The organism is Pseudomonas sp. L13 (assembly GCF_009935965.1).
In the GTDB taxonomy this organism is placed as follows: domain Bacteria; phylum Pseudomonadota; class Gammaproteobacteria; order Pseudomonadales; family Pseudomonadaceae; genus Aquipseudomonas; species Aquipseudomonas lactis.
Window position 1 is genome coordinate 13,713 of the sequence record NZ_QODJ01000056.1, and the last position, 14,803, is coordinate 28,515.

9 protein-coding genes are annotated in these 14,803 nt (G+C 62.1%); 1 reads left to right on the top strand and 8 read right to left on the bottom strand.

Annotated elements, in window-relative coordinates:
* Nucleotides 1–114: 114 nt before the first annotated feature.
* Nucleotides 115–339 carry a YgdI/YgdR family lipoprotein gene (locus DK871_RS22870; protein WP_003191162.1) on the top strand — a complete coding sequence of 75 codons (225 nt, stop codon included), beginning with the start codon at nt 115–117 and terminating at the stop codon, nt 337–339.
* 60 nt (nt 340–399) lie between these two features.
* Here the strand turns inward: DK871_RS22870 and DK871_RS22875 are convergent, their stop codons facing one another.
* From DK871_RS22875 to DK871_RS22910, 8 genes are all read right to left on the bottom strand, one after another.
* Nucleotides 400–1,824, bottom strand: a complete 1,425-nt coding sequence (locus DK871_RS22875; RefSeq protein ID WP_161906731.1) for a lipase — start codon at nt 1,822–1,824, stop codon at nt 400–402.
* 180 nt (nt 1,825–2,004) lie between these two features.
* Nucleotides 2,005–5,112, bottom strand: coding sequence for an autotransporter domain-containing protein (locus DK871_RS22880; protein WP_161906732.1), 3,108 nt, complete (start codon nt 5,110–5,112; stop codon nt 2,005–2,007).
* 175 nt (nt 5,113–5,287) lie between these two features.
* Nucleotides 5,288–8,245: an autotransporter serine protease gene (locus DK871_RS22885; protein ID WP_161906733.1), complete on the bottom strand. Its 2,958-nt coding sequence runs from the start codon at nt 8,243–8,245 to the stop codon at nt 5,288–5,290.
* Between the two features lie 124 nt (nt 8,246–8,369).
* Nucleotides 8,370–9,710 carry a TolC family outer membrane protein gene (locus DK871_RS22890; protein WP_003191155.1) on the bottom strand — a complete coding sequence of 447 codons (1,341 nt, stop codon included), beginning with the start codon at nt 9,708–9,710 and terminating at the stop codon, nt 8,370–8,372.
* Nucleotides 9,711–9,712: 2 nt separating this feature from the next.
* Nucleotides 9,713–11,026: an HlyD family type I secretion periplasmic adaptor subunit gene (locus tag DK871_RS22895; RefSeq protein WP_161906734.1), complete on the bottom strand. Its 1,314-nt coding sequence runs from the start codon at nt 11,024–11,026 to the stop codon at nt 9,713–9,715.
* The gene (locus tag DK871_RS22900) at nt 11,023–12,774 is read right to left on the bottom strand and encodes a type I secretion system permease/ATPase (protein ID WP_161906735.1); all 1,752 of its coding nucleotides are present in this window, start codon (nt 12,772–12,774) and stop codon (nt 11,023–11,025) included. Before DK871_RS22900 ends, DK871_RS22895 begins: the two co-directional genes overlap by 4 nt.
* Before the next feature lie 100 nt (nt 12,775–12,874).
* The gene (locus DK871_RS22905; protein WP_161906745.1) at nt 12,875–13,243 is read right to left on the bottom strand and encodes an AprI/Inh family metalloprotease inhibitor; all 369 of its coding nucleotides are present in this window, start codon (nt 13,241–13,243) and stop codon (nt 12,875–12,877) included.
* A 48-nt stretch (nt 13,244–13,291) separates the two neighbouring features.
* The gene (locus tag DK871_RS22910; protein WP_161906736.1) at nt 13,292–14,725 is read right to left on the bottom strand and encodes a serralysin family metalloprotease; all 1,434 of its coding nucleotides are present in this window, start codon (nt 14,723–14,725) and stop codon (nt 13,292–13,294) included.
* Nucleotides 14,726–14,803 lie beyond the last annotated feature (78 nt).

Sequence of the window (14,803 nt, forward strand, 5' to 3'; positions counted from 1 at the left end):
AATGGCGCCTGCAACTTTTTGCAAAAAAACAATCTGATGAGGGGGTTGATCAAGTAATATTTATGGCCACGCAGCCAGACGCTGCGGGACTTTTCAGGGTTAAAGGTAAGGGTTATGAACATGAAGAATTTGGGTCTGCCACTGGTTGCACTCACTTTTCTGGTATTGGCCGGTTGCTCCACGCAAACCGTAGTGACCTTGCAGAACGGCACGCAATATTTGACCAAGGACACGCCCAACGCCAAGACGGCCGATGGCTTCTACGAGTTCACCGATATTGCCGGCAAGCGTATTCGTATCAAGGCCGATGATGTGGCCACGGTGCGTAAGGAAAAGTGATCCTCTAGCAACACCCCATCAAATGTGGGAGCTGGCTTGCCTGCTCCCACATCGAATATATCAGCTGATCACTATCCCCTCCCCCGACAGACTGCTCACACCCACCAGCGTCACCGAATCCGTACCAAAGCTAATGACGGTATCCCCGCCCACCACCTTGGCGTGATCGCGGTAATCGGTGCTGCCCGCCACGTCGTTGAACACCAGCTTGTCCGTCGCCTGATAGCCAATCACCCGGTCATTGCCAAACTGCCCGCTGAACAAAAACGTGTTATGCCCGCTGCTGTCGCGGATGGTGTCATTGCCCTTGCCGCCTTCGATAAAGTCCGCGCCCCTGCCGCCTTTAATCAGGTCGTCGCCGTCGCTGCCGATGATGAAGGTATTGCCCTTGTGCGCCTCGGCATTGCGGTTGAGATCTTGCACCCAAGTGGTGGCCCGTGCCGGGTCGGACAGGTTGGCGACGATCACCGTGGAGTCGCGGGTCATCTGGTCGTAGAAGCCCGAATCGAGGATGCGGGTCATGCCGTCGCCGTAACCGGTGGGCAAGTGCGAGACCCAGGTGGGCAGGTTAACGATGGAAAACGGCAGCACGTTCCACAGGGATGAGGCGTAGTGGTCGTTGAAGCTGACGATGTTGTCGGTGCTCGATTCGTGGGGTTTGTCGTGCACGCCCAGAGACGACAGGTTGAATGACGAGCCATCCAGGGCACGGAACACCGGGTCGTTTTCGTAGCCAACGTTAAGCACCTTGTCGCCGGCGCTCTGGGTGGGCGACGCGTAGGCCACGTAGTTGGAGTCCTTATAGAACCCCGACCAGGTGCTGTCACTCAAGTCGGCCATGCTGTTGACCGCGAGGCCGCCCAGGCTGTGGCCGCTGACCACGACGTCGTTGCCGCCAAGGCCCTGGGCAGTGGCGTAGTCCGCCACGTTCTTGAGCAAGCCACCGAAGGCCTCGCCCGCGTAGTTCTTGGCATAATCCTTGGGCCCGAAGGCGGCGAGCAGGTCGCTGATCACATCGCCGATGGAGTCGGTGATCACACTTTCCCGAGGCCCCGACGTACCGCGAAAACTGATGCCGACTTCCAGCAGCTTGCCCGCGTCATCGTACTTGCCCAACACCTCGGCCTGCGCCGTGCCGTAGCCGAATTTTTCGCCAAAGAAGGTGCCGCGTTCATCGACCTTGCCGTTATAGCCTAAGGTACTGGCGCTGATAGGCGTCCAGCCGGCTGCTTGCACCGCCTCAAGGGCGGCTTTTTCCGAGTCGGGGTTCCAGGGGATGCCAGGGATGACCCCTTGGGCGTTGCTGCCGCCAATCAGCGCGCTGACCAAGGTGGCGGGTAACCCCAGGCCGAGGCCGTTGTTCTGGTAGCCGACGGCAAAGCCGTTATCCAGGTTGTGGTAGGAATACAGCGTGATCGCCATGGCATCGGCGAACAACGCCTTGGAGTCCTCGGTACCGAGGTTTTTATAGTCAAAGATACCCATTGGTAGTGCCTCTCTGTTGTTGGATTTGTAGAGAAAGCCAAAACACCTGTTATCTGTTACCACCTGTAGGAGCGAGCTTGCTCGCGAAGGTCGTCAACGATGACGCGTTCTACCTGAAGGAACGCGGCGCACTTGAGTTTTTCGCGAGCAAGCTCGCTCCTACAGTGGTTTTTCAAAGCTTTAGAACGCCCAGTCCAGGCTCAAGCCGACGCCGTGCACCTTCTCTTTGCTGGCCAGCAGGCCGTTGTAGTCGAAGTTCACCCGCGCATCCTTGCTCAATGCCAGGCTGACCCGGGCCCCGACCAACGCCGCATCGCGCACCATCGGCGCACTTTCCACCGTGAACGAAGGGCCGCCCGAGGCAAACGCCAGGTGTTGCTCCGAATCGGTGCTGCTTAGGTTGTGCTGCCAGCCCAGGGTGCCGGAGACTTCCAGTTGCTGGTGGTCGTTGATATTGAAGGTCTTCAAGGCGCGCATACCCAGGGTGCTGAGCACCAGGTCACGGCTGTCGTCGCCACTTTTCAGCGCGGCGGCGTCGCCCTTCTCTTTGAAGCTGTCAGTTGCCAGGTGCACGTAGGCCAGGTTGGCGAACGGCTCCAGGGCCAGCGGCTGCAGGTTGATGCGGTACGCAGCTTCGGTGAACACCTGGGTGCTATGGGCATCGACCTTGGCCTTTTGCTTGCCGCTGACGTCGCCGTATTGCAGGTCACGTTTGACATCGGCGCGGTGCCAGCTGTAGGTCGCGCCGCCACTCAGGCGCCAGGCGCCGATTTCATGCCCGGCATAGGCGCCGAAATGGTAGCTGTCGACCGAAGCGCGGCTGTGGGTACCGCTGCCCATGTTCAGCGACGTGTCGCTGTAGCCGGCCACCAGGCCAATGCGTGTGGCCTCATCAAGGGCACCGTCCACCCCGGCGAGCATGCCGCCGATGGAGGTGGTATAGCCCGCCGTGTCGTTGCGGCTGTCGGTCTTGCCCCATGCCCCCAGTGCCTTGACCCACACGTTGCCACGGCTGTCGATGGCTTGGCTGGCAGCGCCCATTTCACCGTTGCGCAGGCGTTCGCCCACGGCTTCGCGCACGTAGCGGCTGTCATTGACCAGTGCGGTTTCCAGCGCCGGGTAAACCTCCCCGCTCAGTTGCTGGAACGCGCCTTGGGCCGAAGCGGCGGTGGGCGCCAGCAGCAAGCTTTCATACACGCCATTGCCTGCGCCCAATTGCTCGGCGGCGGCGGCCACGGCGCGCTGGTTCGGCGTGGCGGCCACACTGGCGAAGCTGTTGGTGCGTGCCACATCCAGCTGCACACCGTTGGCGGCGTAGTTCAAGGTGCCGCCGACAAACAGGTAGTTGGGCATCACTGCCGCGAAGCTGCCGGTGACGCCGCCTGCCGCTTGCAGGATGTTGTACTGACGGCCGATCAGGCTTTGGGCCTGGGTGGCGCTCAACAAGGTCGGGCTGTTTTCCAGGGCCAGCGTCACAGTGCCGCCGTTGAGGGTGGCCGTGCCGCCCGCGACAATGCGATCGCTGCTGGTGGGCGACAGTTCTACCGCGTAGGTCGAGCCCGGTTCAAAGTTGACGTTGCCCGCCACGTTCAAGGTGCCGATGGAATTGCCCGGCGCCACGGTGCCGCCGCTGTTCGCGCTCAGCGAACCGATACGCCCCGAACCACCGACCACGCCGCTCTGGCTCACGGTAACGTCGGAGGTGACCGAACCGTTGATCGCCAGCAAACCCTGATTGACCCGCGTCGGCCCGCTGTAGGTGTTAGCGCCGGTGAGCACCAAGGTACCGATGCCCTGCTTGGTCAGGCCGCCATGGCCCGAGATGTCGTTGCTCCACACATCCCGACCGCAGTGCAGGTCGTCGCACACACGCTGGGTGGGTTTGCCGGCATCCACCACCGCGCCGACACCCGGCAAGTCCGCGACGAACTGGCCGCTGCCGTAGGCGCCGTCGATGCGCAATTCGGCCGGGATATCTTCGGCGGTGATAAACATCCCTGGGCCATTGACCGCCTTGCCCAGGTTGATCATGCCCCAGCCGTACAGCGAGTCGATGCCCGGCGCGCCGAGGTCGGTGGCGGTGGTCTTGAGCACGGTGGATATCTGGTCACCGCTCATGTATTGGAAGCGTTCCATCAGCACCGCTGCGGCGCCTGCCACGTGAGGTGCGGCCATGGAGGTGCCATTTTTGTTGGCCCAGTCGGTGGTGAGGTTGCTCAGGTCGGTCCCGTTGATGATCGAACTGTAGATCTTGGTGCCGGGTGCCGACACGCAAAAGCTCGCCGCATAGCCACAACGCGAGGAGAACGTACTGATCACGTAAGGATCGGGGCTGGCAGTATTCGGGTTCTGCTGGAGGGCCGCGACGGACAGCCAGTTAGGCGCGATCTCTGGCACAAAATACGCAAGGCCGGAAATCGCATCCGGGTTGTTGAGGTTGTAGTCATTGCCTGCGGCAAAGATGGTCAGCACGCCGCTGCGGGCCGCGTCGATGGCGCCTTGGTACGCGCCTCCTGCGAGGGTGCCGAGGATCGGCCGGATGGTATTGAACTGCGCCTGGGCTTCGTTGACGGTGAAGTTGGGGAACGCCGGATCACGGCCGCCCTTGGCGTACTGATCACCGATGCCGATGCCCCAGCTGTTGTTGATGATACGCGCGCCACTGGCGACCAGCCCATCCCAACCGGCCTTGTACACGGCGCCGTCGTTGCCGAGGATAATCCCGTCTTCCGGGCCCGGATCACCATTTTCGGCAGTGAGGATTTGTGCGTTGAACGCTACGCCATGCATCGGCCCGCCATCGCGGTTACCGGCCGCAATACCACCGACGTGGGTGCCGTGGTTACCCAGCTTGCCGTTGGAGTCCTTGGACGGTGTGCCGTCGTAGCGGAACGCGTCGCCGGCCTTCACCGGGATGTACGGGTCGGTGTATTGACGAATGCCCTCGGTGACAATCGTCACCACCTTGTCGGGGCTGGCGAACTCCGGATGCTGGGCGTACACCGGCTGGTCGAAGATCCCCAGCTTGACGCCCTTGCCGGTATAGCCAGCCGCATAGGCGGTGTCGGCGTGTACGGCGCCCAGGCCCCAGTCGGCCTTGAACTCATTGCTGCGCCAACTGGCGGCGTCGCCCAGTTTGCCGGTTTCCACATAGGGTGCAGCCTGGGCGGTCCCCAGGCTTGCCAGGCAACACAGCAGCGCGCCGTATGGCACGCAGCTCAGCGCCTTGAGCGGATAGCCCGGGCCTGTGTGGATGGCGGTAGTTAACCCTGACTTGCGTTTTTTCACGGTGACCTTCCTTAGTTTTCTTATTGCACGTGTGTAAATCACTTTCTCCAGAACACCGCCGCTTCAATGTGGGAGCTGGCTTGCCTGCGATAGCGTCCTGCCAGTCACGCCTCTGCTGGCTGACCCACCGCTATCGCAGGCAAGCCAGCTCCCACATTTTCTGTTCGCGGTGTGCTTAGAACTGCCAGTTCAGGCTCAAGCCCACGCCCTGGGTTTTCGCGCGCCCACCCAGTTGGCCGTTGTAATCCAGGTTGACCCGCGTCGATGCATTCAGCGCCAGGCTGGCCTGCACGCCCACCAGGGCGGCATCGCGCAGCAACGGTGCACTGCGCACCGCAAATGAAGGCCCGCCTGCGACAAACGCCAGGTGCTCTTCGGACTCCACCGCCGTCAGGCTGTGTTGCCAGCCCAACGAACCGGACAGGTCCAGTTGCTGGTGGTCATTGAGGGCCAGGGTTTTCAGCGCACGTACGCCAAGGGTGCTGAGCACCGCATCACGCCGGTCGCTGCCGCGTTCCAGGGCCGCGGCATCGCCTTTTTCGTGGAAGGACTCGCTGTTCAGATGCACGTAAGCCAGGTTGGCGAACGGCTCCAGCGCCACCGCTTGCAGGCGGATGCGGTACGCGGCTTCGGTAAAGACTTGCGCCGTGGTCGCGTCCAGCTTGGTTTTTTGCTTGCCGCTGACATCACCCCATTGCAGGTCGCGCTTCACATCGCCGCGATGCCAGCTGTAGGCGCCGCCGACGCTCAGGCGCCAGTCGCCCAGCTCGCGCCCGGCGTACGCACCGAAGTGGTAGCTGTCGATGGACGTCGATGAATGGGTACCGCTGCCCATGTTCAAGGAGCTGTCGCTGTAACCGGCGACCACACCCACGCGGGTCTGCTCATCCAGCGCGCCATCCACGCCCGCCAACAGGCCACCGATGGAGGTGGTGGACCCCGACGTTTCAGTGCGGCTATCGGTCTTACCCCAGGCGCCCAGGGCTTTAAACCACAGGTTGCTTTCACCGGCCACTGGCACATGGCGCAGGCGCTCGCCCACGGCGTTACGCAGTTGCAGGCTGTCGTTGATCAGCATCGCGCCCACAGCCGGGTAGATTTCCCCGGACAGTTGCTGCAAGCCCTGCTGGGCCACGGCAACCGATTGCGACTGCAGCAGGCTTTCATACACCGGGTTGCCGGCGCCCAATTGCTCGGCGGCCGCCGCGACGTTGCGCTGGTTGCGGGTGGCGCCGACGCTGGCGAAGCTGGCGTCGTTGCGCCCGACATTCAGTTGCACGGCATTGGCGGCATAGTCGAGGGTGCCCCCGAGGAACAGGTAGTTGGGCAGCACTTGCCCGAACTGGCCCTGGATACCGCCCGCCGCCTCGAGAATCGAGTACTGCCGGCCGATCAGGCTTTGGGCCTCGCTCTGGCTGAGCAAGGTCGGGCTGTTTTCCAGCGCCAGCGTGACCGTGCCGCCGCCCAGAACCGCCTGGCCGCCGGCAACAATGCGGTCACTGCTGGTGGGCGTCAGCTCCACGGCATAGGTAGAGCCGGCGCCGAGGTTTACGTCCCCTGCCACTTGCAAGGTGCCCACGGAATTGCCCGGGGCCACACGGCCGCCGTTGTTTACAGACAACGCGGCAATACGCCCGGAACCGCCGAGGGTGCCGCTGTCATTCACCGTCACTGCCGAAGCCAGCGAGCCATTGACGGCCAGCAGACCGCCGTTGACGAGGGTCGCGCCGCGATAGGTGCTGTCGCCGCTGAGCACCAGGCTACCGGCACCGGCCTTGACCAGGCTGCCCTCGTACACGCGGTTGGCGGCGGCCTGGTCGCGGGCGTTGCCGATGGCGTAGTCGGTCTGGTCCTGCTGGCTGGCAGTCGCGCCGACGCCGTTTTGCCAGCCCTTGTCGATCAGGGTTTGCTGCCAGGCAGTGTGTTCGGCGCGGTCCTCGGCCTGGCGCTGAAGCAGCGCCTGGTCGGAGATGCCATTGCTCCACACATCGCCCTGCCCGGCGGCCAGGTTCACCTCCATAGGCCCGAGCAATTGCCCAGGGCCATGCATCGCCCGGCCCAGGTCAGGCACACCCCAGCCGACAATCGCATTGGGCGCCTGGGTGATCGAGCCGTCGAGCTGGGTGGCGGTGGTCAGCAGCACCTGCAAGGCTTGCTCGTTGGTCATGTAGGGATAACGTTCCATCACCAGCGCCAACGCGCCGGTGGCATGGGGCGCTGCCATCGAGGTGCCGGACTTGACCCCATAACCCCCGTCAGGAATGGTGCTGTTGATCAGCGCGCCGGGGGTAGAAATACACCAGTACTTGGCGACGCCGCATTTGTTGTATTTCTGGTTATTGGCCTTATCCAACCCGGACACGGCAAGCCAGTGGCCTTCCAGTTCCGGCTGGAAATACGGCAAGGCCGAGCGCACGCTCGCGTTGGCATAGCCGCTGTTGCCGGCGCTGAACACATTGATCACGCCAGCCTTGGCCACGTCCGCTGCCGCGTCCAGCCAGGTGCCACGGTTGTAATGCTGGGCGTACGCCGCGTGCATGTTATCCAGAGTCTGGTAACTGACGTCCTTGGGCTGGCTGCCCCAGCTGTTGTTGATGGCGCGCACGCCGGAGTCCACCAAAGCGGTGTACACGGTCTTGAAGTATTTGGGGTCAGGGGTGGGGCCGAACAGGAAGCTGTCGTTGGCGTTGGTGTTGCCCACAAAAACTTGCGCGTTGTAGGCCACGCCATGCATGCCCACGCCGTCGCGGGCGGCGCCCATGGTGCCGGTGACGTGGGTGCCGTGGGAATCATTGTTCGGGTTGAGCGCGCCCGTGGTGCTGAAGACGCTGCCATCGACATAGGTGCCCGTGGCGGTGACCGGGTGGAAACGGTCTTTGGAGGCTTCGGGGTGATTGGCATCGAACCCTGAGTCCAGCGCGCCGATTTTCACGCCTTGGCCGCTGATCCCGGCGGCGTAGGCTTCATCGGCTTTCATGCGGCCCAGGCCCCAGTCGCTCTGGTACTCGGCCGAGCGCCAACTGGCGGGGTTACCCGGCTGGCCGGTCTCGGTGTATTGCGCCTGTGCCGCAACGGACAGCAGCAGCAAAGAACCTGCGGTGAAGGGTTTGAAACGCGGTGAATCGGTGATCATGTGCACACTCCCTATTATTGTTATTCCCCTGTAGGAGCGAGCTTGCTCGCGAAGCACTCACAGACGCCGCGTGCATCCAGGTTGCCCGCGTTATCGTTGACGTTTTTCGCGAGCAAGCTCGCTCCTACAGTTTTCCATCCGGGCCGAAGGCTTCGTCCACTTTGGCCAAGTCGGTGTCACGCAAGTTGCCCGCGTAGTAGTGCAATTTGGTCCAGGCCATCAAGTAGTCATAACGCGCCTGGGCCAGGTCGCGGCGGGTGCTGTACAGCTGCTGTTCGGCATTCAGAGCGTCGAGGTTGACGCGTTCGCCGCCGAGAATGCTTTGCTTGGTCGACACCACCAGCGCCTCGGCGGATGCCAGCGCTTTCTGATAGGCGCGCAACTTGCTCACGCCTGACAAGCACGCGCTGAACTGGCGACGCAGTTCGATCAGGGTTTCGCGGGTCTTGCCCTCCAGCTCGTACTCGGCCTGCTCCATCGCACGGCTGGCCTGGCGGGTGGAAGCCGAGATACCGCCACCGGCATACAGCGGCATGCTCACTTCGACGCCGATGGTGTTGGTGTCGTAGCGTTGGTTATAGGTGTTGCCGCTGTCGGACTCCTGTTTGCGCGAGGTGGCATACGCGGTGATTCGCGGCAAATGCCCGGCGCGGTTGCGTTCCACTTCATAGCGCGCCACTTCCAGGGACTGGCGCTGCGAAGCCAGCACCGGGTTGTTGGTCAGCGCCAACTCATGCCAGGTGTCGTAGTTGGCCGGGGTCAGGGTGAACGCGGCAAAGCTCTGGTTCAGCGGTGCCAGGTCGTTGATGTTGACGCTTTGCACGCCGATCAACGCGCCCAGTTCCCGGAGCGAGGCGTCCTGCTCATCCAGGGCCTGGATCTCTTCGGCGGTGGCCAACTCGTAGCGCGACTCGGCTTCAAGGATATCGGTGCGGGTGCCCTCGCCTTGCTGGAACAGATGCCGGTTCTGCTGGAACTGTTGTTCGAACGCCTTCTTCTTGGCCCTGGCGATGTCGATCTGGTCTTGGGCAAAGAGCGCCTGGGTGTAATAGCTCAACACCCGCACCAGCAACGCCTGGCTCTTGTCGCGAAAGCTTTCATCGGCAAACAGCGCCTGGGCTACGCCCTTGCGGTAGTTGGCATAGGCTTCGTAGTCGAACAGCGGCTGTTGCAGGCTGAAGGTGGAGCCATAGCTGTTGTAGTTGCGGTCGTCGCGGTAACTGCCGCCGCGCCCGTCGGGCAGGTGCGCCTCGGAATTGTTGCGGCCCTTGTTGTAGTTGTAGGACAGCCGCGGCAGCAAGCCGGCACGGCCAATGGTGCGGTTTTCCAGGCCGGCGTCGCGCTCCTTGATGGCGCCGAGGAACACCGGGTCGTTGCGCAGCGCCTGCTCGTACACATCGAAGGGCCCCATCGCGGCCTGGGCACTGCCACACACCAGCAACAGCGAAATGAACACTGGCTTCATGCTCATTCCTCTGTCAACGCAGAGCCGGCGCGGTCCAGCAGCGGCTTGAACAGATAGTTGAGCAGTGAACGCTCGCCGGTGCGCACGAACATCTCGGCGGGCATGCCGGGCTTGATCACCAGGCCGTTGAGTTTTTCCATGGCCGCCTCGCTGACGCTGGTGCGCAGCACGTAATACGGCGCACCGGTTTTTTCGTCGAGCATCTGGTCGGCGGAGATCAGGCTGACTTCACCCGGCACCCGTGGCGTGCGGCTTTGGTTGAAGGCGGTGAAGAGGATGTCGACCGGCAAGTGTGTGCCGATCTTGTCCACCAGGTGCACGGGCAAATGCCCTTCCACTTCCAGACGTGTGCCCTGGGGCACGATCTCCAGCAGGGTTTCACCGGCGCGCACCACGGCGCCTTCGGTATGCACGCCGAGGTTGACCGCGATGCCATCGGCGGGCGCGTTGATCTCGCTGTGTTGCAGGTTGAAGCCGGCGGAGGTCAGTTGCTGTTCAAGGGTCAGGCTACGCAGTTGCGCGTCGGCCAGCTGGCTGCGCACTTCCTTCTGATACTCCTCGCTGTGCTGCTGCAACTTGAGGCGCGATTCGACAATGCCCTGCTCTATCCGGCCGCTTTCCCCGGCGTTTTGCGCCAGGTCCTGCTGCACCTGGGACAACTGGCGCTGATAGTCCATCAGCCGATTGCGCGGGATATAGCCGTTGTCGGCCAAGGGTTGCAGGTTGCTCAGTTGCGCACGCAGGGATTGGGCTTGGGCGGTCAAGTCGCTGCGCGCACGGCGCATGCCGCTCAACTGCGAGGTAGCCCCCTCGATGCTGGCGCGGATCCCGGCTTGTTCACGGGCAAACGCGTCGCGACGGCTGCTGAACAATTGGCGCTGGCCTTCCAGCACCAGCATCAGGGCCGGATCGGGGTTGGCGCTCAGTTCAGCGGGAAAGGTGATGCTGGAGAGGTTGTCACGCTCGCTCTGCCAGCGCGCCACGCTGGCCCAGGCCATGCGGTACTGGGCTTGCAGCGATTGCACATCGGCCTGGTTCTGGGTCTGGTCGAGACGAAACAGCGGCTGACCTTGCTTGACCAACTCGCCCTCTTTCACCAGGATGCGGCTGACCACGCCGGGGCTGAAGGTTTGTACCGCCTTGCGCTTGCCAGACACCACCACGGTGCCTTGGACCGGAATGCCTTGGTCCAACGGTGCGAGGCTGGCCCAGAGGAAAAACCCGCCGGCACCGACGATGGTCATCACCCAGCCCATTTTTACGAAAAAGCCGGCATCGCGTTCTTTGATTTGAGGTTCAACAGTAAGGCTGCTCATGCGCCTGGATTCCTTCCGGCCTGGTAGTGACGGCTGAAGCTGACACCGGTTTTTTCTTTCGGCGCTTCCTGCTGCCCGGACAACGCCCGCAGCACCTCCTGACTGGGCCCGAACGCTTGCAGTTGGCCTTCGCCGAGCACTAGCAACTTATCGGCCTGGGCCAATGCAGAGGAACGATGGGTGACCAGCACCACGCTGCTGCCCTGGGCTTTCATCTGCATGATGGCGCTGGCCAATGCGGCTTCGCCGACGGTGTCGAGGTTGGAGTTGGGTTCGTCCAGCACGATCAGGCGCGGCCCGCCGTACAGGGCGCGGGCCAGGGCCACGCGTTGTTTCTGGCCGCCGGACAAGCCTCCGCCGTTGTCGCCCAGCACGGTGTCGTAGCCTTGGGGCAGGCGCAGGATCAGTTCATGTACGCCGGCCTGTTGCGCGGCCTTGACCACCAGTTCCGGGTCGGCCTCGCGAAAGCGCGCGATGTTGTCGGCGATGCTGCCACTGAACAGCTCGATGTCCTGGGGCAAATAGCCGATATGCGGGCCGAGGTCGTCGCGGTTCCAGCGGTGAATATCCGCGCCGTCCAGGCGTACGGTACCGGCCAGGGTTGGCCACACGCCCACCAGCACGCGAGCCAGGGTGGACTTGCCGGAGCCCGACGCGCCGAGCACGCCTAGCACTTCACCGGCAGCCAGGTTAAAGCTGACCTGATGCAGGGTCGCCACGCGCCGCCCCGGCGGGCCGGCGCTGACCTGCTCGAAACTGACTTGGCCGTTGGGCGCAGGCAAGGCCATGTGCTCGACCTCTGGCGGGAATTCGCGCAGCAGTTCGTCGAGGCGCTGATAGGCCAGCTTGGCCGAACTCCATTGCTTCCACACTGCAATCAGTTGGTCGATGGGGCTGAGTACGCGGCCCATCAAGATGGAGCCTGCGATCATCATGCCGGCGGTCATGTCGCCCTTGATCACCAGGTAGGCGCCCAGGCCCAGCACCAAGGATTGCAGGCACAGGCGCAAGGATTTGCTTAAGGAGGTGATGATCGAACCGGTGTCGCTGGCCTGGTTCTGCAAGCCCAGGAACTGCGAATGCACGCCAAACCAGCGTTGGCGCAGCGCACCGAGCATGCCCATGGCCTGGATGGTTTCGGCGTTGTGCAAATGGCTGGTGGCCAGTTGGGTGGACTGCTGCGAATAACCGCTGGCCTCGCCCAATGGCTTTTTGGTCAGGTATTCGTTAAGGCACGCCAGGCCAATCAACAGCACCGCGCCGGCCGTGGCCAGCACGCCGAGCCACACATTGAACAGGAAAATCACGAACAGGTAGATCGGGAACCAGGGCGCATCGAAAAACGCGAACAGCGCTGGCCCCGTGATGAATTGGCGCAGAGCGGTCAGGTCGCCCAAGGATTGCCCGGCGTGCCCTTGGCCGCGCTGCAGGTTGCGTTCGAACGCGGCTTTGTACACGCGCAAGTTGAAACGTCGCTCCAACTGGCTGCCAATGCGGATCACGATAAAGCTGCGCACCACTTCCAGCAGGCCGATAAACGCAAAGAAGCCCACGACCATCAGCGTCAACATCACCAGGGTGGTTTCATTCTGGGAGGACAACACACGGTCATACACTTGCAGCATGTAAATCGAGGGCACCAGCATTAATAGGTTAATCAATGCCGTGAAACAGCCAACGCTGATCAAAATACTCTTGTATTCACCCAGCGCCCTGAATAAGGGCGCCACCCCATGGGACTTCGCCATATTAATTGTTTTTCCTTGCAGCGAATTACGCAAAAGGGTCACCCCTACCGAGTAGGGTACGGCCGCCTAACAAATCGAGTTATATGCTTATAACTTTTAATTAAAGTTTTCGTTGCAGCCTTACAACTTCGCCCGCTTTAGTGCGGGCTTGATAGTCGCCCTCTTTCTGGCGATTCAAATGGGTGATCCCTGAGCCTTCAGCGTTAAACAGCCAAATACCATCCGGGGTGGGCGACCACGTCAGCGGCTTGTCGCCCAGCCATTGCTCGGCACAGGCGATATCGCCCTCCAGGGCGTTGGCTTGCTCCACTAACTTGAGCGCGCACACCTGATCCTGCTGCTTCAGCTCCCACTGCCCGGCAAGCTGCGCGGCGGTGGGTAATACAAGACTGCTAGCCATTGCGTGGGCTCCTGCCGACACGAACAACACCTGCACAACACAGGCGATCAAATGGGAAAAACGTGGCATATCCAACTCCGGCCTGGAGCGCGGCGCCGAAGCACCGCGCGCTTTACATCAGGCTACGATGTCACTGGCAGCCGCCTGGCCAACGGTGGTGACGAGGAAATCCGCCACGCCGTGCCCGGAGAAGTCCACCGCCAAGGTGCCCAGGTTGGTACCTGAGGCATAGGTCAGTACAGCATCGCCGGCATGCCCGGTAAATGCGTTGACGAAGGTCACGCCCGCACCCTTGGTGATACCGGACAGGTCGATCTTGTCCGAACCGGAGGTGAAGTCAAAGATCTTGTCCGCAGCGCCTGGCTTGGAGTCGGAACTGGCACCGTACACGAAAGTGTCGCTGCCAGCGCCGCCCCACAGCTGGTCCGCACCGCCGCCGCCGTAGATGAGGTCGTTGCCGGCCCCGCCCTTGATGGTGTTGGCGACTTGGTTACCAATGATCAGGTCGTTGCCCGAACCGCCGAACGCGTTCTCGAGGGTGACGCCCTTGGCGATGGACACGTTGCCCACCAGGCCGCCCACATCAGAGAATGATGTCTCGTTGAGGTTGATCTTCTGGTTCTGGGTGAAACCGGAGAAGTCCAGGGTGTCGTTGCCGCCACCGTCCCATACCGAGAACACCAGCTTGTCGGCGTTGGACGTGGCGCTGAGGAAATCACGCCCGGTGTTGGAGTTGAACCCGTAGGTGGTGTCTGTGGCGCGGGTGCTGAGGTTGGCACCGTAGAGCTTCTGGATCGCGGCGATGTCGTCGATCAGCGGGCCGGAAGCGTAAGCCTCGACGCCGCCTTTGCTGAAGTTCTGGTTGGTGTTGCTCTCGCTCCAGTAACTCATGAGGCTATAGCCACGCGTGTCCTGTCCATAGGTGGCGTCGTTATAGGTCGGGTTGCCGTTCCCGGCGTTGTAGTCGCCAGGGTGCGCCAGGCCCAGGGTGTGGCCGATTTCGTGGGTCAGGGTCTGCCGGCCATAGTTGTTCAGGTCCGGGGTCTTGTTCGGCGTGTAGCTGTTGTTGGTCAGGTACCACGAAGTGCCGTCGTAGCCTGCACCGGTACCGGGCAAGTAAGCGAAGGCCGCGGCGCCGTCCTGGCCGCTGCTGTAGTTGCCGAAGGTCATGTGGCCGTCACCGCCGGAAGCCTTTTCGGTAAAGGTCACGTTGGCGACATCCGCCCAGGATTGCATGGCCAGTGCGGCCTGTGCTTTCTGCTGGGTGTTGAACTGGCTGAACCCGGAGATGCCATGCTTGTTCATGGTGCTCTGGGTAGCCGAGGTGAGGAAGGTGTAGGTCAGATCGATCTTGCCGTTGCCATCAAAGTCCCGGTACGCAGCACCATCCCGCAGCAGCTGGGTCGCTGCCTGGTCTACGGTGTAGGACGGTTTGCCATTGACCGTGAGGTTGCCGCCACGGTCATACAAATGGCTGAAGCTATCGATTTGCGAGTAAGCAGTGCTGGCTTGCGCGGCAGATACAATAGCTTTGTCTTTTACTTTTGACATAAACGTACTTCCTTGTTTGCAAGTGCATCAGTCTTTGTTCGATAGGAACCTCGCGGGCGAGGATAGTCCTATCACTCA

Excerpts from the sequence above, each read along its gene's own strand:
- DK871_RS22870 (WP_003191162.1), top strand. The coding sequence starts at position 115 with ATGAACATGAAGAATTTGGGTCTGCCACTGGTTGCACTCACTTTTCTG.
- DK871_RS22875 (WP_161906731.1), bottom strand. The coding sequence starts at position 1,824 with ATGGGTATCTTTGACTATAAAAACCTCGGTACCGAGGACTCCAAGGCG.
- DK871_RS22885 (WP_161906733.1), bottom strand. The coding sequence starts at position 8,245 with ATGATCACCGATTCACCGCGTTTCAAACCCTTCACCGCAGGTTCTTTG.
- DK871_RS22890 (WP_003191155.1), bottom strand. The coding sequence starts at position 9,710 with ATGAAGCCAGTGTTCATTTCGCTGTTGCTGGTGTGTGGCAGTGCCCAG.
- DK871_RS22895 (WP_161906734.1), bottom strand. The coding sequence starts at position 11,026 with ATGAGCAGCCTTACTGTTGAACCTCAAATCAAAGAACGCGATGCCGGC.
- DK871_RS22900 (WP_161906735.1), bottom strand. The coding sequence starts at position 12,774 with ATGGCGAAGTCCCATGGGGTGGCGCCCTTATTCAGGGCGCTGGGTGAA.
- DK871_RS22905 (WP_161906745.1), bottom strand. The coding sequence starts at position 13,243 with ATGCCACGTTTTTCCCATTTGATCGCCTGTGTTGTGCAGGTGTTGTTC.
- DK871_RS22910 (WP_161906736.1), bottom strand. The coding sequence starts at position 14,725 with ATGTCAAAAGTAAAAGACAAAGCTATTGTATCTGCCGCGCAAGCCAGC.